Source organism: Microbacterium sp., assembly GCF_017305435.1.
Lineage (GTDB): Bacteria > Actinomycetota > Actinomycetes > Actinomycetales > Microbacteriaceae > Microbacterium.
On the sequence record NZ_JAFKIP010000006.1, the window covers coordinates 58,905 to 80,641 of the forward strand.

Annotated in this window: 16 protein-coding genes; 2 read left to right on the forward strand and 14 right to left on the reverse strand. The window is 69.0% G+C overall.

Annotated features, from left to right (window positions below):
- Positions 1-93: 93 nt before the first annotated feature.
- The 8 genes from J0I43_RS11045 to J0I43_RS11080 all read right to left on the reverse strand — a co-directional run bounded on the left by J0I43_RS11045 (position 94) and on the right by J0I43_RS11080 (position 11,950).
- Complete coding sequence (locus tag J0I43_RS11045; RefSeq protein WP_292863433.1) at positions 94-1,686, reverse strand: putative Ig domain-containing protein; 1,593 nt, start codon at positions 1,684-1,686, stop codon at positions 94-96.
- Between the two features lie 28 nt (positions 1,687-1,714).
- Positions 1,715-2,881, reverse strand: a complete 1,167-nt coding sequence (locus J0I43_RS11050) for a hypothetical protein (protein WP_292863436.1) — start codon at positions 2,879-2,881, stop codon at positions 1,715-1,717.
- A gap of 62 nt (positions 2,882-2,943) precedes the next feature.
- Positions 2,944-5,466 (reverse strand): hypothetical protein, encoded by a 2,523-nt coding sequence (locus tag J0I43_RS11055; RefSeq protein ID WP_292863439.1) that lies wholly within the window; start codon positions 5,464-5,466, stop codon positions 2,944-2,946.
- Between the two features lie 237 nt (positions 5,467-5,703).
- Positions 5,704-7,254: a phosphate ABC transporter substrate-binding protein PstS gene (pstS, locus tag J0I43_RS11060; protein WP_292863442.1), complete on the reverse strand. Its 1,551-nt coding sequence runs from the start codon at positions 7,252-7,254 to the stop codon at positions 5,704-5,706.
- Positions 7,251-8,510: a phosphate ABC transporter permease PstA gene (pstA, locus tag J0I43_RS11065; RefSeq protein WP_292863445.1), complete on the reverse strand. Its 1,260-nt coding sequence runs from the start codon at positions 8,508-8,510 to the stop codon at positions 7,251-7,253. Before pstA ends, pstS begins: the two co-directional genes overlap by 4 nt.
- Entirely contained in the window at positions 8,510-9,523 is a 1,014-nt protein-coding gene (pstC, locus tag J0I43_RS11070; protein ID WP_292863448.1) for a phosphate ABC transporter permease subunit PstC, read from the reverse strand. Before pstC ends, pstA begins: the two co-directional genes overlap by 1 nt.
- 193 nt (positions 9,524-9,716) lie before the next feature.
- A complete protein-coding gene (locus tag J0I43_RS11075; RefSeq protein ID WP_292863451.1) occupies positions 9,717-11,447 on the reverse strand; it encodes a serine/threonine protein kinase in 1,731 nt (576 codons plus the stop codon).
- The gene (locus J0I43_RS11080; RefSeq protein WP_292863454.1) at positions 11,444-11,950 is read right to left on the reverse strand and encodes a hypothetical protein; all 507 of its coding nucleotides are present in this window, start codon (positions 11,948-11,950) and stop codon (positions 11,444-11,446) included. The genes J0I43_RS11075 and J0I43_RS11080 overlap by 4 nt, the downstream gene beginning before the upstream one ends.
- Before the next feature lie 188 nt (positions 11,951-12,138).
- Here J0I43_RS11080 and J0I43_RS11085 point away from each other — a divergent pair, with 188 nt between their 5' ends.
- Positions 12,139-12,627, forward strand: a complete 489-nt coding sequence (locus J0I43_RS11085; protein ID WP_292863457.1) for a hypothetical protein — start codon at positions 12,139-12,141, stop codon at positions 12,625-12,627.
- Positions 12,628-12,660: 33 nt separating this feature from the next.
- Here the strand turns inward: J0I43_RS11085 and J0I43_RS11090 are convergent, their stop codons facing one another.
- From J0I43_RS11090 to J0I43_RS11100, 3 genes are read right to left on the reverse strand one after another with little or no spacing between them, the layout of a single operon-like run.
- Positions 12,661-13,653, reverse strand: a complete 993-nt coding sequence (locus tag J0I43_RS11090; RefSeq protein WP_292863460.1) for a DMT family transporter — start codon at positions 13,651-13,653, stop codon at positions 12,661-12,663.
- Positions 13,653-14,246: a recombination mediator RecR gene (gene recR / locus J0I43_RS11095; RefSeq protein ID WP_292863463.1), complete on the reverse strand. Its 594-nt coding sequence runs from the start codon at positions 14,244-14,246 to the stop codon at positions 13,653-13,655. Before recR ends, J0I43_RS11090 begins: the two co-directional genes overlap by 1 nt.
- A 25-nt stretch (positions 14,247-14,271) precedes the next feature.
- The gene (locus tag J0I43_RS11100) at positions 14,272-16,542 is read right to left on the reverse strand and encodes a DNA polymerase III subunit gamma and tau (protein ID WP_292863466.1); all 2,271 of its coding nucleotides are present in this window, start codon (positions 16,540-16,542) and stop codon (positions 14,272-14,274) included.
- Positions 16,543-16,628: 86 nt separating this feature from the next.
- On the opposite strand from J0I43_RS11100, the gene J0I43_RS11105 reads away from it, so the two are divergent.
- Positions 16,629-17,762 carry an NAD(P)-binding domain-containing protein gene (locus tag J0I43_RS11105; protein WP_292863469.1) on the forward strand — a complete coding sequence of 378 codons (1,134 nt, stop codon included), beginning with the start codon at positions 16,629-16,631 and terminating at the stop codon, positions 17,760-17,762.
- Here the strand turns inward: J0I43_RS11105 and J0I43_RS11110 are convergent.
- The 3 genes from J0I43_RS11110 to J0I43_RS11120 form a co-directional block, all read right to left on the reverse strand.
- The gene (locus J0I43_RS11110; RefSeq protein ID WP_292863472.1) at positions 17,705-18,211 is read right to left on the reverse strand and encodes a hypothetical protein; all 507 of its coding nucleotides are present in this window, start codon (positions 18,209-18,211) and stop codon (positions 17,705-17,707) included. The two genes, J0I43_RS11105 and J0I43_RS11110, sit on opposite strands and share 58 nt — an antisense overlap.
- Before the next feature lie 173 nt (positions 18,212-18,384).
- Complete coding sequence (locus tag J0I43_RS11115) at positions 18,385-20,934, reverse strand: glycoside hydrolase family 65 protein (protein ID WP_292863475.1); 2,550 nt, start codon at positions 20,932-20,934, stop codon at positions 18,385-18,387.
- Between the two features lie 44 nt (positions 20,935-20,978).
- A complete protein-coding gene (locus tag J0I43_RS11120; protein WP_292863478.1) occupies positions 20,979-21,707 on the reverse strand; it encodes an HAD family phosphatase in 729 nt (242 codons plus the stop codon).
- Positions 21,708-21,737 lie beyond the last annotated feature (30 nt).

The following is a 21,737-nucleotide window of genomic DNA, read 5'->3' on the forward strand; positions in this document are numbered from 1 at the left end:
ATACGACGCGCCGTGTGGGGAGGCCGCAAGCGGCCTCCCCACACGGCTCAGAGTGGGTGATGCTCTGAACGAGCCCTGGGGCTCAGCGCGCGCTCACTTGGAGGTGAGCGTGAGGGTCAGCGTCGAGCTGTACGCACCCGCAGCGGCGCTGGCCGGCGCCGTGAAGGTGAGGTCGGCGTCGAACTGCGCACCCGCGGGGGTGGTGCTGACCAGCGGAGCGCTCTCGGCGAGCTTCTTGGCACCACTTGTTCCAGCAACGCTGGACACCTGGATCCCGGACGGCGCCGTCGTGTAGCCGGCCGCGAAAGCCGGAGCCACTGCGAGGACGTCCTTGCCGATGTTCTGCGCACCGGTGAAGTCGCTCCACGCGGCGCCGAGTTCCCAGCCCTTGAGCACGTTGCGGTCGTCGACGACGGTGACCTTGCCGAGCTTCTTGGTCACCGAAGCGCTGCGCGCCACGTTGCCGAAGTCGACCGCCGTCTTCTCCGCCGACAGCGACCAGAGGTCGCTCGCCGTCACCGCAGCCGTCAGCGCGACGTCCGTGGAGATCGTGTCGCCAGTGTTCGTCGGCTTGGTGAACGACACCCACTCCTGAACGGCGTAGGTCGCGTCGCCGGGCAGCACGAGGGCGACCTTGTGCGCACCGGCGGGCAGCGTGCTGATGTCGACCACCACGTCTCCCGTGGTGGCGTCAGCGATCGCCTGACCGAGCTTGGTCGGGGTCGACCACGCCCACACGTCGAACGTCTTGCCCTTGTTCACCGTGCCCGCGGGAACCGTGATCGAGGTCGCGCCCTTGGCCGGGTCGGCGATTGTGATCGCGCCCGTCGTCGGCTCAGTGGGAGCCGTCGGCGCGGGGGCGGCCACCGTGCCGGTGAAGGCCTGGTCGACGGAGCCCGCGCCGTTGGTCGCGGTCAGCGTGAAGCTGTACGCACCCGCCGTCGTGGGCGTGCCCGAGATCGTGCCGGCCGCGGCGTCGAGCGCGAGGCCCGCGGGAAGCGTGCCCGACTTCAGCGACCACGTGATCGGCGCCGTTCCCGTCGCCGCGAGCGTCTGCGTGAACGTCGTGCCCGTCGTCAGCGCGTTGAGGGAGGTTGTCGTGATCACGGGCACGACGACAACAGGAGCCGAAACGGGCGTCGAGAACTCGTAGGTTGCCGCCGTGGGGTTGGCATTCGGCGTAACCGTGATGTAGACGTAGTTCGCCTCGATGACGTGACCGAGCGCGTCAACGAACGCGAGGCCCAGCGAGAAGTCGCCGCCGTTGTTTCCGATCTGGTCGAACGACTTGCCGGGGTTCGCCGTTGTCATCGTGCTGATCTTGAGGTTGACATTCGCGCCCGGATCAGTGTGACGATCGGTATAGATCGTCCAGTCGTCCACATTGCGCTCCTTGCCGCGCGCAGAGATGAACTCGTACTCGTAGACCGCGCCGGAAGGCATCGCCCACGCGCGATCGGCCGGATCGCTTGACTTCGACGCGTAGACCGATGCATTGAGCTTCGGCGTGGCCGTCGGAGCCAGGAGTACGGGGGTGTTGGCGGACGAACTCAGCCATACGTCATGCGACGAATCGGCTGGACCGGCAGGGGTGACGGCGTTGGCCGCCACCGGCGCTGCCAGCGCGAGAACGAGCGCCGCGATAGTGCCGGCGCCGAAGGCGGCGAGAGACTTCTTGAAGTTCACTGTTCTTTCCTTTCTTGGGCGAGACTGATCAGGAGGAACGGGTGAAGTTGTAGGTGGTGGGCTCGAGGAAGCCGAACTTCTGCTTCACGGCACCGGCCGGAGTGAGGTCGCCGTCGATCTTGAACGCGGCGAGGCTCGTGTCGTTGGTGTAGTCGAGGGCGTCGAAGAGCTTCGCGTCGAAACCCGCTCCCGACGTGACCTTGGCGTAAGGAGCGACGATGTAGGTGTCGCGCCCCCAGGTGGAGCTGGCGTAGAAGTTGGCCCCAGGCACCAGGTTCGCGGCCGATCCGGTGAATGGCGGAGTGGCCGCGCCCTGAGGGCTGCCGAGCGTGATACCCGACGTTGTGTTCGCGGGCGCGGCCCCGTTGACCTGCGCGACGTAGCTCGCGACGGAGAACGGGATCACCCAGATCTCGTTGGCTGCAGGCGCGAGAACGCTGCCAGTGTTCTCCGCGAACGACTGGCGGTTGGTGGGAACGGTCGAGACCGCTCCCTTGCCGTCACTCGAGTGCCCGATCGCTTTGAGGAAGAACTCACGCGTACCCGAACCGCTCTGCGGCAGCGTGGCGATGATGTGGTCGCTCGCGTTGATAGTCACGTCACCGTTCGCGGCCTGGTAAAGCGCGAGAAGCTGGGACGCGTTGTAGGTCGACACCGTGGAGATGGTGGCCTGAGACACGTTCGAGCCAGCCTTGAAAGCGAACGACACAGCGTCGCGGCCGAAGGGGATGTACGCGAGCGAGCCGCTGCCGCTGGCGGTCGGGCCACCCGAGGAACGAGACAGGTCGATCTGACCGGCCACGTTAACACCCGCCCAGATGTTGGAGGATGCCTGTCCCGTGCCATCCACTCCCATCGACGCGAGCAGCGCCTTCTTGCCATTGCCCGACCCAGCCGGTCGCTGAAAGTAGGGGCCGTAGGCCTTGGTCTGGATGAGGCTGCCCGCCAGGGCGGTGTCATTCGGGAAAGCATCGAACGAGCTGAGCACCCGACCCGCGGCGGCACTCCGAACATTACTGCCCGTGATCTTGGTGCCGTTGGTGAGCGCGTTGACAGCGTCCTGAAGAGTGTCGGAGCCGACGATCACATAACCGTCGCCAGAACCGATCGGGTTTGCCTGAGCGGCCGTCATCCCGAAACCGGTGAGAGCCACGCCGATCACCGCACCGATGGCGGCGATTCGCTTGAACTTCATGTCACTTCCTTCTTGGTGGTCGAGTAGTGCTGTGTGGAACGTCTGATTCCGCGGGCGCGGGCTCAGCTGACCCGCCTTCGCAGACGGGTGATCAATGGAACGGCCGCGGCCCCTGCAACGCCGGCGAGCGCACTCAACGGCACTGCGGCAGCCAAGCCTCCGCTTTCCGGGTCAGTCGGTGTGGAGCCTGCCGACAACGCGCCGCTGGCGTTGCCTGTCGCGACGGCACTCCCTGCGCCGCTGCCGTCGCCGGTGGGTTGCGACGCCGCAGGCTGCGTCATCGCGCGTTGCGGCGCCGGCGAGCTCTGGGATGGGATGTAACTTGTGGTCGGCGCGTTGATTGCCGGACGTCCATTGGCGAGGAGGTCGGCCGCAGCCATCGCTTGCGCGACAAACTCGTCGGGAAGTGGCGCGTACCCTCGTGGCAGCTGTCCGAGTCCATCTCCGGGTGTTTGGCCTTCCTCAGCCGCAAATCGGATGAAGGCAACGTACGTGTTGCGCGCATCCGCCGAGACCGTGTCAGGGTTCGCCGCCGCATATAGGGGAACCGTCAGTGGGTACGCACCGAACGCCGCCTTTGCAGCAGGCGATGCGGAGTCATACCGGCGCACCTGCCCGGTGCTGCCGTCGGGAACCATTGCGCTGGCCGCTGCGAGCATCGACTCGGTGCTGGGGGCGACGAAGGCACCCGCGGAGTTCTGAAGCTCGGCCGTCACTACCTGATACCGCTGTGCCGCCGAGTCGCTCGTAAGCGCCAACACCTGCCGGCGGCCCGGGAGAGCGCGAGCAGCCTTTCCCCACTTCGGCGCTGGACTCGTGAAATCCCAGCTTCCGAGCAACTGACCATCGCCTCGGAGCGCAAGGTAGCCGGAGGCGTCCAGATCGGAGGTGTAGGGACGCCACGTGATGAGGTTCACCGCGCCACCGGTGCTGTCGCTCGGTCGCTCGATCGGGTCGGCCTTCGGGAAGTCCTCTCGCGGCACCGTGAACGCCGCGCCTGACGCGTTCTTCGCCGGATCGGTGCTGCTCCACGGGTTTACCACCATGCCCCATTGGTCGGGAGTGCCGGCAAGGAAGGCCGCGGCCTGCGGATCGGCGGAGATGTACTGCCACATGACCCACGCAGCGTCCGAGCGTCCCTGAGGAACCATCAGATCGCCGAGGGCGTACCCCTGCATTGTGAGCGACGCCCACTCGGGGTCGTTGACGGCGAGAAACTCAGGGTCCTGTGACACATTCCAGGGATTGTGCTCCACGACCCCAGCATCGACACCGAGCGGCAACGCAGCGCGGTAGGAGTTTGTGAGGAGCTTCGCGAGCAACCGCGGTGTGAGCCTCAGTTTCGTGATCGGAAGACGGTCCTTTTCCGCCACCTCTGGTGGCGCGGCGACGTTTGGATTGACGAATCGATCGATCGTGAACCCGATGGACAACCCGCTGAGAGCTATCGGCGCGTAGACGAGTGGATCCCCGTCCGCGCCCTGCAACGGACGCGTGGTCACCACCAACCCCCCGCCCGCTTTGCTTGCCGCAGCGCGAAGTGCATCCGATTCGGAGCCGGTGACGAGAGCCAACACCGACCCGCCGGGAGCTCGACAGAACGTCGGTTGCCATGAGCTCACAGCGAGTGAGATGAGTTCGCTGCCGAAGATCTGGCGCTCGGCGGTTCCTTGTTCGCACCGCGCACCGAGCGGGCGAAAATCTAGTCTGAAGGCGATCGCGTGCTTCCACGTGTCCCAGAAGAGGCCCGACTGAGTGATGTATCGCGATCCGTTATCGGACGCGCCTCGCGGAATCGCGACGAGCCAGCACGATTCTCCAACGGCGAGATTGTCAGGCTTCGGCGTACCGCAGGACAGCCCTGACGACTGCATGGCGGTCTGCACTTCGAAAGAGACCGAACCACGTCCGTCAGCGCCGGAGGGCGCCCAGGGCACTTCGTTCGTCGTGTAGGCGGTGAAGTACTGATTGGTGTTAACCGACACGTCAGTGTTGACCGACTTCGTACCGTCAGAGTTGACTTTCAGGTTTGTGACAGTGGTGCCGTCCGGCGCTCTAAAGGGAATGCTCGTGTAAGCGGGCTCTGCCACACCCTTCGATGGAATCGTGAACTGAGCATCGTGCGCCTTGTCGACGACTTTGTCGGACTCCCGTTGGGTATCGCGCGTTGCTCCGGGGCCAAGCGTTGCGCCGTACAGGCACGTCGTACGATCTGGACGAGTCGGGTCTGAAGGATCATCGCCCCAGCATTGAAAAATCTGGAGGAAGTCCTCCCCACCAGTCTGACCTGGAGCGACGGACTGGCGTCCACCGCTCCAGCTGATTTGGATGCCTTGAGAGACGAGGTTCTTCGTCTGGGAGACCGAGATCGCGAGGTCAGGGAACGGCGAGTTCTGATACTCCGGATCGTAGTCTTTGGCCGCGATCGTCAACGCGCTCGACGAGGCCTCCGCTGCCTGGGCCGGTGAGCCGCCGATGGCGACACTCGAGCCGGCGACGAGGGCGAAGACGGCGCCTGCCGTCAGCATTCCGGTGAGACCGGATGCGAACCAGGTGCGGCGTCGGGCGCGCGGCATCACGTTCACTTTTTCTCCAGGGATTCTCGGCGCCCCAGCGCCGGACAGGATCAAGTTATGGGCGGGTTGTGGACACGGGATGAACACGCTGGGAACGAGCCTTCTCCAGGGGGTACTCAGGGGGAGAACCGATTAAATACCAGGTCAGAGGTCATAATTGGAGTAGTCATGATGGCGCGCGAAGCAGCGCCGACGGCGGCCGGCCATAATCGCCGGGCACCATCGGACAGCCCAAGCGGCAGAGCGCTACCGACCCCCGCCACCACCGCGCAATCGGCGCGAGACGAGCGGCGGGACGACCACGGCGACGAGCAGGAGGGCGGCGGCGACGAGCATCGTCGTCTGCGGAACACCCCAAGAATCCGACGCGAGGGAGAACGGCGACGAGACCGCTTTCGCGCCCGAGGCCGCGGATCCGGACACGAGGTTGCCGTTCGCGTCGTAGACGGCATCCGAAGTGACCGCAGCGCCGGCGGAAGCTGCCGTGGCATCCGTCGCGCCGCTGCCGCTCGTCGCCTGCCCCGATCCGCCGGTGCCGGTGACGGGCGTGTCCACGAGGGCACCGCCCGTGCCGGTCGCGCACTGCGTCGTGCCGACCCTGTCACAGTCCGCGGGCATCGGTGCCGTGGCTGCGAGCTGGTTGTTCGACGGTGAGTCTCCCGGTTTGAACGTCGGGTTGTTGCACGCGTTGAAGTCGACGCCGCCGACAGTGCCGGGGATCTTCGTGATCACGTCGGACGCTGCTTGCACCAGGTTCATCGGGAGTGGCGAGTAGCCGAGCGCCGACGCCTGCTGCTGCCCCTCGCAGATCATGTAGTTCGCGAACTTGCTCAACGTCTTCCCCTTGTCAGCGGTGAAGACCTTCGTCGGTTCCAAGGGAACGATCATGTAGGAGTAGCTCGACATCGGGTACGTCCTGGCATCGGCGTTGTTGTACACACCGTCGAGGTTCTGCGTGAGGTCCGAATTGATCGCGGCGCCCATGAGGGCGACCGCGACGGACTGGTACGTCGGTTCGACGTAATAGCCGGAATTGTTCAGCACCTTCGCCACGGGGAATCCCGACTTGAGTGCGTAGGAATACTCGACGTAGGTGATCGCGCCCTCGCCGTAGTTCTGACTCACGTACCCCGCGACACCCAGTGACCCGCTCTGCGCCTTGAACGCCGAGGTCAGCGACGGGAACTGCGAGGTCATCCCCCGCGTCCAGATGCTGGGGAACTGTTTCGACATCCACAGCGTGAACTGCGCGCTCGTCCCCGATCCGTCCGAACGGACGACCGGCGTGATGGCCTTATCGGGCATCGCCAGCGCCGGGTTGTCCGCCTGGATGGCGGGGTCGTTCCAGTTGGAGATCGCACCCGAGAAGATCTTCGCGATCACCTCGCCCGAGAGCCGCAGGTTCGTCACCTGTTTGCCGGCGATCTTCAGGTTGTACATGAGCGAGGTGCCACCGGCGACGATCGGCATGTAGGCGTATTTGACAGGAGGGATCTCTGGCGCCGAACCGTCCTCAGGCTGAGACTGGAACGGGATCTCGCTGATCGCGAAGTCCACTGTCTGGTTGATGAAATCCTGGCGGCCCGCACTCGATCCCGTCCCCGAATAGTTGACGGTCATGCCGTAGTTGCCGGCGACGTTCTTCCGCCACTGGTCGAGCGCATTCTGCGACCACGTCGAACCCGATCCAGAGACGGGTACGTAGCTGTCGGCGTGAGCCGGGGCCGCAGCAGCCAGGACCAGCAGCGCCGCCGCAAGAGCGCCGGCGACAAAACGAAATGGGCGAGCGAGGTTCACGGCATGCTCTCTTCAGGGGACGGTGAGGGTCGGTGTAGCGACTCAGAGTGGGACTTCTCCACGCGGCGACGGACGATGCGCTCGAGATCGCGCTCGGACGCTGCCACGGCGGCACGACGTTGACGGTCCGAGAGCTGCCCTGCCCCGCGTCCGCCGATGACGCGCGCAACGAGGAAGAGGATCAGCACCACGATGACAAGGGTCGCCGCGGCCCCGAAGCCGCGCGCGATCATGTTCGGCTCGGGCGACTTGACGAAATCGAACACCTGCAGCGGGAGCGAGATCATCGGGCCGGCGAAGGGGTTGAGGTTCATCTCGGCAGTGACACCGGAAGTGAGCAGCACTGGCGAGGTCTCACCGATTCCGCGTGCGGTGCCCAGGATCACAGCAGTGACGAGGCCCGACCGCGACGTCGGCAAGACGACGGTCCACACGGTGCGCCAGCGGGTCGATCCCAACGCGTACGAGGCCTCGCGCAGGTTGTTCGGCACGAGCCGCAGCACGACATCGGAGGCCCGGATGATGATCGGCAGCATCATGACGCTGATCGCGAGCGCGGCGGCGAAACCTGAGCGCTGATTGGTGATGAGGGTAACGACCGCGGCGTATACGAACAGGCCGGCGACGATCGAAGGGAGCGCCGTCATCGCGTCCGACACCGTCCGCACGAATCGAGCGAACGGGCCGCCGATCTCATTCATGAATACCGCCGTGGTGATACCGAGCGGAATGGTGATCGCGAGGGCGATCGAGATCTGGATGAGTGTCCCCATGATCGCGTGCGCGATCCCGCCCACGCTCAGTGGATCGAGCGGCCCGGCAAGCTTCATCGTCTCGACGAAGAAGTTCGGGTTGAGCAGAGCCGGGATGCCCCGGAACACCGTGAATCCGAGCACGAAGACGAGCGCACTCAGGAGGATCGCCCCCGCCGACCAGAACAGCGCCGTCATGATGCGCTCGCCGACGGTCAGCCGGTCGGCGCGCAGCGACGAGAGCACCGCATAGATGCCGATGAAGGCGACGAAGGAGATCACCGCCCACCCGATGAACCCGGTCATCGGAGTCAGCCAGCCGAACAGCAGCGAGGCGACCGCGAGCCCAGCGGCGAGCGCTCCGAGCACGTTGAACGCGTCGTCGAGGGGAATCGAGCGGAGGTCGCGCCTGGCGCCCGTCGCGTCGCTCCGCACCGGCACGACCGTGCGCTGCACGGCTGGCTGCCCGGCATCCACGTGAGATCTCGAGTCGAGGATCGTCATCAGTTGCTCTCCGCTCCCGACCGGCTGCGCGCGACGATGGTCGACGCCGTGAAGTTGATGATCAGGGTGATGATGAACAGCACGAGACCCGCGGCCATGAGCGCCGACAGCCCGAACTGGCTCGACTCGCCGTAGCGCAGCGCGATGAGGGCCGACACCGAGTTCGTGCCGGTCTTCAGCACCTGCCAGTTGATCGTGAAGATCGGCGAGATGATCATCACGACCGCGATCGTCTCGCCGAGCGCGCGGCCGAGCGCGAGCATCGTCCCGCCGATGATGCCGCCGCGCCCGAACGGCAGGACAACGGTCTGGATCATGCCCCACCGGGTCGACCCGAGTGCGAGCGCACCCTCGCGCTCGCCGAGCGGCGCCTGCGAGAACGCCTCGCGCATGACCGAGGTCTGAGTGGGCACGATCATCAGGGAGACGACGATCCCGGCGATGAAGGCCGACGACGTGAACGCCCCCGCGTCGGTGATGCGCGCACCCGCGTCGTCGGTGACCGCGAAGATCGGGATCCAGCCGAAATAGGTCGAGATCCACTGCGACACCGGGATCACCCCGGCCTGCAGGAAGAACACCCCCCAGAGACCGAAGACCACACTCGGCACAGCGGCCATGAGGTCGACGAGCGAGATCAGCAGAGACTTCAGCTGCCCCGGCACGATCTCGCTGATGAGCAGCGCCGTGCCGAGCGAAAGCGGCACGGCGATCGTCAGGGCGACGAGCGCGATCGTCACGGTTCCGAAGAGCACCGCCGCGATGCCGAAGTCGTTCGACTCGGGCGCCCAGTTCTGCGTCCACAGGAACGCCGGACCCGAGCGCGTCAGCGCTTCGGAGGCTCGACCCGAGAGGAACACCCCGACTGCCAGCATGATCGCGACGGTCACTCCCCCGGCCGCGTAGCAGACGGTGCGGAAGATGCGATCGGCCCGCACCGGTCGTGATGTCAAGGAGCGCGGCTGCGGTGCCGCCGGGGCGGGGATGACCTCCGTCACGGATTCGATCGTCATGTCGCCTCCTTGGCGGCGCGGTTCGGATCACCGGCGAGCGGTGTCGGAGGGAAGGCGCCGAACGACAGCTCTGCGCGTGACGGGCGCGACGGGGACCGCGCTTCGCGTGGACAGGATGCCGCGGCGAAGTGAACGACGATGACTCGTGGCATGTCTTCGCCGTGTCGGGTGGATATGCGAGAGATGACGGAAGTCACGGTCGGCCGCTCTCGCTCGGGGTCGCGGCGGGCGTCGGCAGCGGCGTCGAGGTGCTCGTCGGAACCGGCGTCGGCGTGGAAGGCACCGCAGAGCGCGCGACGAGCGTCAGGACGACAACGGTGCCGACAGCCGCCACCTGGCCGGCGGCCGGCGACGCAGCGGACACCGTCGCGCCGCCGTCATCCGGCGCCTGGACCGCGTCGCGCGTGCCGAAGCCCGCCGCCGCGAGCTTCCCGATCGCCTCCGTGCGGCTCAGGCCGATGGTGTCCGGGACGACGTTTCGCCCCGTCGCGACGCGCAGCGCGACGACCGATCCGACCCGCGTGTACTCCCCGACGGCGGGCGTCGCCCCCAGCACGACGTCGACCTGCGACGGGGCGTCTTCGCGTGCGATGTCGCCGAGCACCAGTCCCTCACGCTGAAGCGCGGCGACCGCGTCGGAGAGCACGAGCCCCGTGATCGCCGGCACCAGCGCACGCGGCGCCTCCGTCTCGGTGGCGCTCGGCGGAGCCGGAGAGGATGCCTCCGTCGCGGTCGGCGCTGCGGGCGGCGCCGTGAGCGGCGTCGGAGCGTTCGAAGCCGCGATCGCCGAGATTCCCACCGCGGCGGTGATCGACGCGATCGCGAGCACCGCGATGAGAGGCGCCCCCCACCCGCCGCGCCCGGCGGGAGTCATCGCTGCCGGGGTCACCTCCGAGCGCGGGACATCCGGCCCCGCCGGCACGCTCGTCCGATAGACACGGGTGAGAGCCGTGCGATCCTGAACAGTGGCCGCGTAAGGAGCGTCGCCCTTACCGCCGTCGGATTCGAGAGACGCCGCCGGCAGCTCCGCGACCTCCGGCATTGCGGCCCGGAGCGCCGCGGCCATTGCAGCCGCATTCGGAAATCGGTCGTCCGCCCGCTTCATCATCGCCGTCGTGACGATCCGATCGACCGCGCGAGGCACGCCGCTGCGGCGCGACGACGGCACCGGCGGAGGCGCCGACAGATGGGCGCGCGCGACGACCGCGGTGTCGCCCACGAAGGGAGGCGAGCCGGTCAGCGCGAAGTAGAGCGTCGCCGCCACCTGATACAGGTCGCTCCCCTCGGCGACCGCCCCGGCCGATACCTGCTCGGGCGAGGCATAGGGCACGCTCGCCACGACTCCGAGCGAGGCCTCCGTCGTCGCACTGCTCAGCAACGGGTCTGCGCCCGCGGTCGAACGGCCCGGAACGTCGGCGAGCCCGAAGTCGAGCAGGCGGACGCTGCGCGCGAACGCGGGGGCATCCAGCGGCACGGTCAGCAGGAGGGGATCGATCATCACGTTCGCCGGCGTCACGTCGCGATGCACGACGCCGCAGGCGTGGGCCGCCTGCAGAGCGTCCAGCAGAGCGGTCGCGACGACGATCGCCGCATCCACCGGCAACGGTCCGTGATCGGCCACATGATCGGCGAGGCTCGTGCCCGCGACGAGCTCCATGGCGATCCAGACGACGGGCGGCTCTGCGGAGTCGACGCCCTCATCGATCACCCGGGCGATGCCGGGGTGATCGACGGTCTGCGCTGCGCGGACCTCTTCGAAGAAGGCATCCCAGACGGCACGGTCCGCCGCGAGGTGCGGGTGGAGGAGCTTCAGGGCCACGGCGCCGCCGCTGCGCGCGTCGACAGCTTCGAACACCGACGCCGTGCCGCCCGCGCCCAGCAGTCGTCGCAGCTGGAACCGCCCCGCGATGAGCCCGTCGGTCATTGCAGCAGCAACGGCGTCGTCGCGTCGGGGTGCTCATGGCCAGTGCCATCGGCGGCGGTCTCGGCGGCGGTCTCGGCGAGTTCACGCACGAGTCGCATCGCGAGGAGGGCGGCGCTCTCCGCGGTCGAACGCTTCTCGTACCGCCGCGCCCCGATCATCACGATCTCGGTGCCGTGGCTGACGAACCATCCGGTACTGCGCAGCCGCGGCGCCGGCGACGTGTGCACCTGGAGTTCGTGTGCCCGACGCAGCAGTTGAGCGACGTCGGCAGCCACCGCCCTCTCGTCGCTGTGCAGCACGCTCGCTCGCGAGATCTCGCGCCGGTTCTCACTGACGAGGCGCCAGGACACCGCCGCCTGCGTGCGAGCGAGCTCCGTCTGGGCTGTCCAGAAGATGTCCTGACTTCCCTGCCCCGCCGCCATCTCGCGCACGGTGCGCAACCAGTCGGCAGCCGCGGTGTGGTTCGCGGCGGCGAAATGCGCGTAGAGAATCCGCGCGGACATGGTCGACCTTCCGCGGCACCGCTTATCGGGGGACGCCGAGCCGCGCCCCGAATGCTCCTGCCGCCGTGCGACCGGCAGCGGTCTGCGAGGTGAACGAGAGCGCTCCGATTGGACGACGAGCGGTTGCGTACCGCGCTTCCCCGGGCCGAGCGAGCGGAGAACTGCGCCTGCGCCGCTACGATGCCCCCATGGACGCGGTGGAGAGCTGGCACGACTTCAACGTGGCGATCGTCGGGGCTGCCGCCGCGCTCGCTGGTCTCGTGATCGTCGCGGCGAGCGTCAACATCGGCGATATCGTCAAAGAGACGTCGCTCACCTCGCGACTGGCCTCGGGGATCAGCGGCCTGGTGCTCGCGCTCACGGCATCCGCGATCGGCCTCATGCCCGCGATCAGCGACGTCGCCTACGGGGTCTCGGTACTGATCGTCGCGGCCGGATTCCTCGCGTTCCCCGTGCAGGCTGCTCGACGCATCGTCGAGAACCGGCACCCGGAGAACCGGGCGCGCTTCTTCAAGGTCGTGCTCGGTCTCGTCGCTCCGCTCGCATACCTGATCGGCGGCGTCATGCTGGCGGTGGGGATGCCGGGCGGGCTGCTGCTGTTCGCCATCGGGTCGATCCTCTCGATCGTCGCGGCACTGATGATCTCGTGGGTGGTGCTCGTCGAAGTGCTGCGCTGATCGCGATCGTCGAGCGGCCGCCCCGCGCGCAGCTCAGGGACGAGGAAGCGGCTCCGGCAACGACGGCTGATCGGGCGCTCCGCCCTCTCGGCGCGGACGGAGTCGCCCTCCGGTCGCGGCGAGCCAGCAGCCGACGAGCACGATCGGGAATCCGATGAGGAGCCCTCCCGACAGATCCTCGCCGAGCACGACGATGCCCAAGGCGATCGCGACGACCGGATTGACGTAGGTGAACAGCGGTGCCCGCACCGGTCCGACCTCGCCGATGAGGGCGAAGAACGCGAGGAAGGCGACGGCGGTGCAGAGGATGCCGAGGGCCACGAGGGACACCGTGCTGCGCACGGTCGGCACCTCGTGCTGGGTGAGGAGTGCGACCGGCAGGTAGGCGATGCCGACGGCCAGGAGCGACAGGGTGATCGTGCCGATCGAGGGGACCCGTGCGAGCTTCGTCGCGACGATGAACGGTGCGACGGCGTAGAGGAAGGCCACGAGGAGCACTTCGCCGAGGGCGCCGAGCGCGCTGGCGGGGTCGGCGACGGCGAGGCCGGGGCCTGCGACGATGACGCCGACGCCGAGAAACCCGATCGCGAGACCCGCCGCCCGGGTGGGAGAGAGCATCGTGCGATCGCCGCGGGCGAGGGCGATGCCTGCCGCGAACAGCGGCACGGTCGCGACGAGGAGCCCCGTGAGACCGGACGGAAGCGTCAGCTCGGCGTGGCCGAGCAGGAAGAAGGGACCCGCCATCTCGATCGCGCCGAACGCGAGCACCCAGGGCCAGAGCTTCAGGGCGGGGCGCAGCGCGCCGCGGCGGATCGCGAGCGGCAGCAGGATGAGTGCGCCCAGGAGCGTGCGCCCCGCGACGATCGCCGCGGGTGAGAACGAGTCGACGGCCTCCTTGATGAGCAGGTACGGGATGCCCCAGAGGATCGCCATCGCGCCGTACAGCAGCCAGGCGCGCCCGGACACACCGTGCGCGGGGCCACCATGCGCGCGAGCAGCCGGGTGCGGGCGGGCAGGCCGAGCCATCACATGCTCCGGCGGCCCTCGAAGGCGCGTCCGAGCGTGACCTCGTCGGCATACTCGAGATCGCCGCCGACGGGGAGCCCCGACGCGAGTCGGGTCACCCGGATCTCGAGCGTATGGAGAAGACGGCTGAGGTAGGTCGCCGTCGCCTCCCCCTCGAGATTCGGGTTCGTCGCGAGGATGACCTCCTGCACCGTGCCGTCGGCGAGGCGCTGCATGAGCTGCGTGATGCGCAGATCGTCGGGACCGATCCCCGCGATCGGGCTGATCGCCCCGCCGAGCACGTGGTAGAGACCGCGGAACTCGCGCGTGCGCTCGATGGCCGAGACGTCCTTCGCGTCTTCGACGACGCAGATGAGGGTCTGGTCGCGCCGCGGATCGCGACAGATCGCGCACCGCTCCTGCTCGCTGACGTTGCCGCAGATCTCGCAGAACCGCACCCGTTCGCGCAGTTCGCCGAGGAGGTGCGACAGCCGCGACACGTCGAAGGTCGGCGTCTGCAGGATGTGGAACGCGATGCGCTGAGCGGACTTCGGGCCGATGCCCGGCAGTCGCCCGAACTCGTCGATGAGATCTTGGACGATGCCGTCGTACATGGAGTCTCAGGAACCTCTCGGTCGGTCAGTTGAAGCGCGTGGGTGGAGTGTGCGGCTCTTCCCGCACGAAGGTGGCACCGAGGACCTGCCGCACGACGGCTTCTCCGACCCGTTCGATGCCGTTCATCCGCGGTGCGCGGGGGCCGGCGGCGGGTACCGCCCGTTCCGGAGCGGGGCGCTCGACGGCAACGGGAGCCCGCGGCGGCACGGGAGCCTCATCGTCGGGTGGCGGCGGAATGTCGTTCTCATCCTCGGGCGGGATCTCGGAGAGCGGCACGACGTCGCCGTCGTGAAAGCGCTCGTGCACGCCCTCTCGCTCGAGCGTGAGCGTCCGCGCGGCGGATGCCGCGGCATCCTCGGGCTCATCGTCGACCGCCAACTGCGCCGCCGGGACGGGGGCGGCACCGTCCGGCGTGCTCGTCGGGATGGCGGCGACCACCCAATCGGTGACGGGGGCGGATGCCGCGGGCGTCGGCCGATCGGGCGGCGCGGCGCCCCCGCGGGCTGGTGCGGGTGCGGGGGACGCGGCGGGTGCGGACACCGGCGCGCTCAGCGGCGCGGCGGCGGACGGCACGGGTGGGGCCGTCGGTTCGGACGCGGCAGGTGAGTTCGGCGGGGCGGTCACCCCGCCGACCGGTCCGTCAGGCGTGTCGGCACCGGGTCGCGGCGGCCCGCCCGGGCCGGGATCACTCGGGTTCTCGTCGTGGCGCGCGACGTACTTCACCCGCACGCCGAGCACTCCGAGGATCGCCCCCCGCAGATCCTCGCTCGGGCCCTTGCCCGCGGCGAGCTTCTTGAACGCGGCGACATCGCTCGCACTGCGGAAGCTCAGCGTCAGCACGTCGTCGCCGTAGGCGATCGGGGTCGCACCGGTCGCGAGCATCCACGAGGTGCGGCTCACCTGTTCGAGATTCCCCAGGATCTCGGGCCACGCGTCGCGCATCCTGTCGAACGTCACGGGACCTGCAGGCACCGCGTTGTCGACGGGCACCGCGTTTTCGGCGGGCACCGCGTTCTCTGCGGGAGCGGCCACGGGCGGGGCGGGCGCCGTGTCGACGCGCTCCTCCCGCGGCGCGGCCGGGGAGACGGCGGATGCCGTCTCGACGCTCTGCCCACGGGGTGCAGCCGGGCGAGCCGGCGCCGCCGGAGCGGCCGCCGGCGGACCCGGCGCGGCGACGGGAGCCGCGGCATCCGTCGCCGTCGACGCCAGGACGCGCGCCACGAGCAGCTCGAGCTGCAGACGCGGGGATGTCGCTCCGGACATGTCGTCGAGGGTGCCGACGACGAGGTCGGCGATGCGCGAGAGCCGCTCAGCGCCGAAAGCAGCCGCCTGATGCGACATCCGCTCGAGCTCGTCTGCGGGGATGCCGCGCAGCACCGCCGACGCGCCCTCGCCGGTCGCGGCGATGATGATGAGGTCGCGCAGGCGTTCGAGCAGGTCGTCGACGAAGCGGCGCGGATCCTGACCGGTCTGCACGACGCGATCGACGGCGGCGAAGGCCGCGCCGGCGTCGTGCGCGCCGAACGCTCCGACCACCTCGTCGAGCAGTTCCGCGTGCGTGTACCCCAGGAGCGCGACGGCGCGGGCGTAGGTGACGGCGCCCGCTTCGGAGCCGGCGATGAGCTGATCGAGCAGCGACAGCGTGTCGCGCGGCGATCCTCCGCCGGCACGCACGACGAGCGGCAGCACACCGGGCTCGACCTCGACGCCCTCCTGCGTGCACAGCTCTTCGACGTAGGCGAGCATCGCGGCCGGCGCGACGAGCCGGAACGGGTAGTGGTGCGTGCGCGAGCGGATCGTGCCGATGACCTTCTCGGGTTCGGTCGTCGCGAAGATGAACTTGACGTGGTCGGGCGGCTCTTCCACGAGCTTCAGCAGGGCGTTAAAGCCCTGCGGCGTCACCATGTGCGCCTCGTCGAGGATGAAGATCTTGAACCGGTCGCGGGCGGGGGCGAAGATCGCCCGCTCGCGCAGGTCGCGTGCATCGTCGACGCCGTTGTGGGATGCCGCGTCGATCTCGACGACGTCGAGCGATCCGCCCCCGCCGCGCCCGAGCTCGACACAGCTGTCGCATACGCCGCACGGGGTGTCGGTCGGGCCCTCTGCGCAATTGAGGCACCGCGCGAGGATGCGGGCGGAGGTCGTCTTTCCGCAGCCGCGCGGACCGCTGAACAGGTAGGCGTGGCCCACGCGGTCGCCGCGCAGGGCGGTCATGAGCGGATCGGTGACCTGGGACTGCCCGATCATCTCGCCGAACGACTCCGGCCGGTAGCGGCGATAGAGGGCTGTGGTCACCCGACCAGCCTACGGCGTGCCGCCGACATCGCGCCGGGCGGGCGTCGACGGGGAACAGCCGTGCCGCTTCGACGGTTGCACCCGACGTGGAGCCCGAAGCCGTCGACGTCGTCGTGATCGGCGCGGGGCAGGCCGGGCTGTCTGCCGCGTATCACCTGCGCCGGCGCGGGTACTCCCCCGCTCCCGCCGACTCCGGACCCTCCTACGTGATCCTCGATCACGACGATGCCCCCGGCGGGGCCTGGCAGCACCGGTGGGCGTCGTTGAAGATGGCGACGGTCAACGGCATCCACGAACTCCCCGGCTTCCCCGTCCCGCCTGCCGATCCGGCTGCGTCCGCGCGCGACGTGCTCCCCGCGTACTTCGCCGCGTACGAGGAACGCTTCGACCTCCGCGTGCAGCGTCCGATCACGGTCCGCGCCGTCCGCCGCCAGGGCGACGATCCGCACGGGCGCCTCCTCGTCGAGACGGACGCGGGCGTCTGGGCCGCCCGCTTCGTCGTCAACGCTACGGGAACGTGGCGACGCCCGTTCTGGCCGCACGCGCCCGGCGCCGAGACCTTCCGCGGTCGTCAGCTGCACGTGCACGACTACGTCTCGGCCGAGCAGTTCGCCGGCGAGCGGGTCGTGATCGTGGGGGCGGGGATCTCGGCCGTCCAGCTGCTCGACGAGATCTCGCACGTCGCCGAGACGTTCTGGGTGACACGCAACGAGGTGACGTGGGATGCCGCGGAGTTCGACACTGCGGCACGCATCGCCGCGATCGCGGGCGTCGAGGAACGCGTGCGCCGAGGCGAGCCGCCCGGAAGCGTCATCTCGGTGACCGGTCAGCACCGTACCGCCTGGTCGGAGTCGGCGCGTGCGCGCGGCGTGCTCGTGCGGCATCCGATGTTCACGGCGATCGAGCCGGACGGCGTCCGCATGCCCAACGGCACGTTCGAACGCGCCGACGCCATCCTGTGGGCGACGGGGTTCCGCGCGGACATCGCCCACCTCGCCCCGCTGGGGCTGCGCACTGCGGCCGGTGGCATCCGCGTCGCGAACGGGCGTGCGATCGACGAGCCGCGGCTGTTCCTCATCGGCTACGGACCGTCGCAGTCGACGGTCGGCGCGAACCGCGCCGGAAGGGATGCCGTGCGCGCGATCGTCGCGGAGACCGCTCGTCAGACGACGAGCGACAGTGACATGATCCCCACCGACGAGGCCATCGCCAGGTACTGAGCGCGCGCCAGCCGGCCGTGCGACCGCACCGCGAGCGCGGCGGATGCCACGATGTATGCCACGGCACCGGCAACCGCGGCGACGGCGAGCGCGGGCGTGCCGGAATGGTGGTGCGAGGCTGCGGTCACCGCCGCGCCGCCCACCATGGCGAGCATCATGGCCGCCATCACGACCATGCCGGCCGCCGAGTGCACGGCCATCGAGACGTCGTCTCCGCCCAATCGGAGGCCTCTCACGCGCCCGCGCACCGCGGCCAGCGCCATCCCGCCGACGACGAGTGCAGCCGTCCAGAACGCTGCCGGGACGAAAGCGGTGACGGCGGCATCCCACATCGCAAGCATCATGAGCAGGGCGGCGCCGACCTCGAGGGCTCGCGTACGCCGACGATCCGCCGCGAGGCAGCACAGGCCGACGGCGGCCGGCGCGAGCGCGAGGACGTGGAAGGTCACACGATCAACCGTGGCGCCCCGCCCCCACCTCGACCATGCCCGCGCACGCACGGGTGATGACCGTCCGCGCAGAGTGACCCCGCTGAGGTCCGCGAGGGGTCGCGACACGCGGCGTGGCACCCGCGCGCCACCGCGTGTCGCGACCCCTCGCGAGACCGGGCGACGCGCCCGCGTCAGGAGTCGATGCCGAGGTTCCCGTGCTCCTCGCGATGCGCGGCGTCGACGATCGGCACGGCGCCCGTGATGACGGGGATCGTGGTCGTCGCCGTCGTGATCGGGACGGATGCCGACAGGAGCGTGCCGTCCTCGCGGAGCGTCTCGCCGATGTCGCTGAGCGTCGGCCGCCCCGAGAGCACCGGACCCTGACCGTCGAGCGGAACCGTGACCGATCCCCCGCCCGCGACCTCGTAGCCGGTCCCGCGCACGAGGAAGGCGACGGCATCGCCCGCCCCCGCAGTGACGGTGAGCGCATCCTTCGTGATCTCGATGTGCAGCGACGTACCGTGCCACTGCAGCGGGAACGACAGCGACGGCCAGTCGGCGGGAAGGCGCGGGTCGAAGGACAGCTCGCCCCAGTGGTCGCGCATTCCGCCGAAGCCCGCCACGAGCGCGGTCCACACCCCGCCCGCCGAGGCGACGTGCACGCCGTCGGCGGCGTTGTGGTGGAGGTCGCCCAGGTCGACGAAGATCGACTGCGAGAAGTACTCCAACGCGAGATCCTGGTACCCGACCTCCGCCGCGAGGATCGCCTGCACGACCGCCGACAGCGTCGAGTCGCCCGTGGTCAGCGGGTCGTAGTACTCGAAGTCGGCGAGCTTCTCCTCGTCGGTGAAGTGGTTGCCCTGCAGATACAGCGCGAGCACGACGTCGGCCTGCTTGAGCACCTGATAGCGGTAGATCACGAGCGGGTGGAAGTGCAGCAGCAGCGGGCGCTGCTCGGGGGGCGTCGACTCGAGGTCCCACACCTCGCGCTCGAGGAAGACGGCGTCCTGGGGGTGGATGCCGAGGCCCTCGCTGTACGGGATGTGCATGGCCTCCGCCGCGGCATCCCAGCCCTCCGCCTCCTCCGCGCCGAGACCGAGGCGCTCCACCATGAGGGCGTACTCCTCAGGCGCGCGCTCCGCCATCTCGGTGACGACGCGCGCGGCGAAGCGCAGGTTGTAGCGGGCCATGACGTTCGTGAAGAGGTTGTCGTTGACGACCGTCGTGTACTCGTCGGGCCCGGTGACGCCGTGGATGTGGAAGACCTCCGGCGCCCCGTCCTCGTTGAAGCGCCAGAACCCGAGCGTCGACCACAGGCGCGCCGTCTCGACGGCGATGTCGACACCCTCGCGGTAGAGGAACTCGTCGTCGCCCGTCGCGCGCACGTACTTGCCGAGCGCGAAGCTGACGTCCGCGTTGATGTGGTACTGCGCCGTCCCGGCGGCGTAGTAGGCGGATGCCTCTTCGCCGTTGATCGTGCGCCAGGGGAAGAGAGCCCCCGCCTCGTTGAGCTGCCCCGCGCGCTTGCGCGCCGCGGGGAGCATGAGGTAGCGCATGCGGAGGGCGTTGCGCGCCCACAGGGGGCTCGAGTAGATGAGGAACGGGAGCACGTAGATCTCGGTGTCCCAGAAGTAGTGACCGCTGTAGCCCGAACCGGACACGCCCTTCGCCGGCACGCCCTGCCCGTCGGCGCGGGCAGCCGCCTGCGCAAGCTGGAACAGGCACCAGCGCGTCGCCTGCTGCAGGTCCGGGTGCCCGCCGATGACGACGTCGGAACGTTCCCAGAAGGCGGCCATCCAGGCCGCCTGGCGGTCGTACTGCTCCTGCACGCCCTCCGCCTCGACACGGTCGAGGGTGCGGCGTCCGCGATCGACGAGCTCGCGGGCGGGCACGCCGCGCGACGTGTGATAGCTCACGAGCTTCGTCACGGTGATGGGCACGCCCGCCTTCGCCTGCACCCGGAAGACGTTCTTCGCGATGTCGGGCTCGATCGAGGTGCGGGCGGAGTACTCGTTGTCCGTCTCGATGAGGTGGTCGGCGACGAGGGAGAGCGTCATCCCGGAGGCGCTCACCCGGTACGACAGCGCCGAGCGCCCGCCGTCCTGCCAGTACTCCTGAGGCTGGAGGACGCGCTCGGAGATCCTCTCGGCCTTGCGCGGATCGAAGCCCGCCTTGCCGCCGCCGGGTGCCTTGCCGCCGTAGACGTCCTCGCCGTCCTGCCGGTTGATGAGCTGGCAGGCGATCGTGACGGGGGCGTCGGCGTTCAGGACGGTGACCGTGACGCGCATGATCGCGAGGTGCTTCTCCTCGAACGACACCATGCGGTCGGCCTCGATGACGACGTCCTTGCCGCTCGGCGTCATCCAGCGGAGCCGGCGGGTGAGGACACCGGTGCGCATGTCGAGCACGCGCTCGTACTCGCGGACGTCCGCGAGGTCGAAGGAGAGCGGCTCGTCGTCGACGTAGACGCGCATGACCTTGGCATCCGGCGCGTTGATGATCGTCTGACCGACCTCGGCGAAGCCGTACGCCTGCTCGGCGTGGCGGATCGGGAAGACCTCGTGGAACCCGTTGATGAAGGTGCCGTGCTCGTGCGCATGGCGCCCTTCGGGGTGGTTGCCCCGCAGTCCCAGGTAGCCGTTGCCGAGGGCGAACATCGTCTCGGTCACGCCGACGTCGTCGAGCGAGAACTTCTTCTCGACGAGACGCCATTCGTCGACGGGGAAGCGGTCGCGATCCATCCTGTCCATCCCTTCGGTCGTGCCGTTCTCGGGGGTGCTGCGCATCATCGGACGAACGCCGCGAGGTCGTCCACGACGAGCGTCGCACCGAGATCGAGGAGCGCCTGGGCCCCCGCGCCCCGGTCGACGCCGACGACGAGCGCGAAGCCCGCCGCGGCGGCGGAGGCGACGCCCGAGTGCGCATCCTCGACGGCGGCGCTGCGGGCCGGGTCGACGCCGAGCATCCGGGCGCCCTCGGCGAACATGTCGGGTGCCGGCTTCGAGCGCAGCTGCTCGCGTTCGGCGACGACACCGTCCATCACGACGGGGAAGAAGTCTCGGATGCCGGCGGCGCGAAGAACCTCTTCGGCGTTCTTCGAGCTCGACACGACGCCGATCGGCGTGCCGGCCGCGCGCAGCTGCTCGATCAGGGCGAGCGATCCGGGATAGGGCGCGATCCCCTCGCTGCGCAGGACGCGCGCGAACACCTCGTTCTTGCGGTTGCCGATGCCGCACACCGTGTCGGCCGTCGGCGGATCGGACGGATCGCCCCACGGGATCTCGACGTCACGCGAGCGCAGCAGGCTCGCGACGCCGTCGTAGCGCTGCTTGCCGTCGAGCCAGCGGAAGTAGTCGTCCTCGGTGTACGCGGGCTCGATCGCCCACGCCGTGAACAGCTCGGTGAACATCGTCTGCCATGCGTGCATGTGCACCTCGGCGGTCGGCGTGAGGACGCCGTCGAGGTCGAAGAGGACGCCGTCGAAGGTCGCGAGATCGGGAAGCTCGTTCGTCACTGTGCCAGCGTAGTCGCGGGGTGTGTCCGG

Excerpts from the sequence above, each read along its gene's own strand:
- J0I43_RS11050 (WP_292863436.1), bottom strand. The coding sequence starts at position 2,881 with ATGAAGTTCAAGCGAATCGCCGCCATCGGTGCGGTGATCGGCGTGGCT.
- pstA (WP_292863445.1), bottom strand. The coding sequence starts at position 8,510 with ATGACGATCCTCGACTCGAGATCTCACGTGGATGCCGGGCAGCCAGCC.
- pstC (WP_292863448.1), bottom strand. The coding sequence starts at position 9,523 with ATGACGATCGAATCCGTGACGGAGGTCATCCCCGCCCCGGCGGCACCG.
- J0I43_RS11075 (WP_292863451.1), bottom strand. The coding sequence starts at position 11,447 with ATGACCGACGGGCTCATCGCGGGGCGGTTCCAGCTGCGACGACTGCTG.
- J0I43_RS11080 (WP_292863454.1), bottom strand. The coding sequence starts at position 11,950 with ATGTCCGCGCGGATTCTCTACGCGCATTTCGCCGCCGCGAACCACACC.
- J0I43_RS11085 (WP_292863457.1), top strand. The coding sequence starts at position 12,139 with ATGGACGCGGTGGAGAGCTGGCACGACTTCAACGTGGCGATCGTCGGG.
- J0I43_RS11090 (WP_292863460.1), bottom strand. The coding sequence starts at position 13,653 with ATGGCTCGGCCTGCCCGCCCGCACCCGGCTGCTCGCGCGCATGGTGGC.
- recR (WP_292863463.1), bottom strand. The coding sequence starts at position 14,246 with ATGTACGACGGCATCGTCCAAGATCTCATCGACGAGTTCGGGCGACTG.
- J0I43_RS11115 (WP_292863475.1), bottom strand. The coding sequence starts at position 20,934 with ATGGATCGCGACCGCTTCCCCGTCGACGAATGGCGTCTCGTCGAGAAG.